Consider the following 1136-nt stretch of genomic DNA (forward strand, 5'->3'; position numbering starts at 1 on the left):
GCCATCTGCCAATTCTCCTTTTAAAATAGCTACCCCAGCTGACGTTCCGATACGGGTCGCACCTGCTTCGACAAAGGCAAGAGCATCTGCATAAGAACGAGCTCCACCAGCAGCCTTGACTCCCATATCAGATCCAACTGTTTCACGCATTAATCTAACATCTGCTATCGTAGCACCACCAGTTGAAAAGCCAGTAGATGTTTTAACAAAGTCAGCCCCAGCTTTTTGGGCCAATTGGCAAACAACAATTTTTTCTTGGTCTGTCAGAAGGCAAGCTTCAATAATGACTTTCACTAACTTATCACCACTTGCTTCCACTACTGCGCGAATATCTGACTCAACCAAGGCTAAATTACCTGATTTGAGAGCTCCAACATTGATCACCATATCAATCTCATCTGCACCATTTTGGATAGCTTCTTTTGTCTCAAATGCTTTCACGGCTGAAGTTGTTGCTCCCAAAGGGAAACCTACTACTGTGCAAACCTTAACATCTGTGCCTTCAAGTCCTTTTTTAGCATGTTCAACCCAGGTCGGATTAACGCAAACACTGGCAAAGTCATACTCTCTAGCCTCAGACAACAAACTATCAATTTGTTTTTTCTTTGCATCTTGTTTTAAAAGCGTATGATCTATATATTTATTTAATTTCATTTCGGTTTTCCCTCCATTTAGGAGATGATTTCTACAATTTCACGGATTTTTTTCACTTCATCACTTATTTTAACACATTTTTGGAAATCTGTAACTAGTTGAGGTGGAATTTTTTCATTTGTGTATACTTTTGCAACAATTTCACCCTTTTGAACGGAGTCTCCAATCTTCTTTTCAAAAACAATTCCTGTTTCATAGTCCAAGACATCAGACTTAACTGCACGACCAGCACCCAGCCTCATGGCATAAAGACCAAAGTCCATAGCTGGAAGAGCTGAAATGACACCCGTTTCCTGAGCAGGGATTTCCACCACATGAGCTACATTTACAGGACGATAGAGGTCTTCCAAGTCTCCACCTTGGGCTTGCACCATTTCCTCAAACTTAGCCAGTGCTTGACCATTTTCAAGATGTTGGCGAACTTCTTCAACAGTTTTGTTAACATTTGCCAAACCAAGCATAATTTGAGCCAATTCACAAAA

General features: G+C 40.8%; 1 protein-coding gene and 1 pseudogene. Both read right to left on the reverse strand.

Annotated features, from left to right (window positions below; translation table 11 throughout):
* The coding region (deoC, locus tag DCM90_RS09845) for a deoxyribose-phosphate aldolase (RefSeq protein WP_109251167.1) at positions 1-654 on the reverse strand (654 nt) is incomplete at its 3' end.
* 17 nt (positions 655-671) lie between these two features.
* Positions 672-1136, reverse strand: a pseudogene (gene deoA, locus DCM90_RS09850) (pyrimidine-nucleoside phosphorylase); the annotation flags it as partial.

The sequence above is a fragment of the Levilactobacillus bambusae genome (assembly GCF_003124125.1).
Taxonomy (GTDB): domain Bacteria; phylum Bacillota; class Bacilli; order Lactobacillales; family Lactobacillaceae; genus Levilactobacillus; species Levilactobacillus bambusae.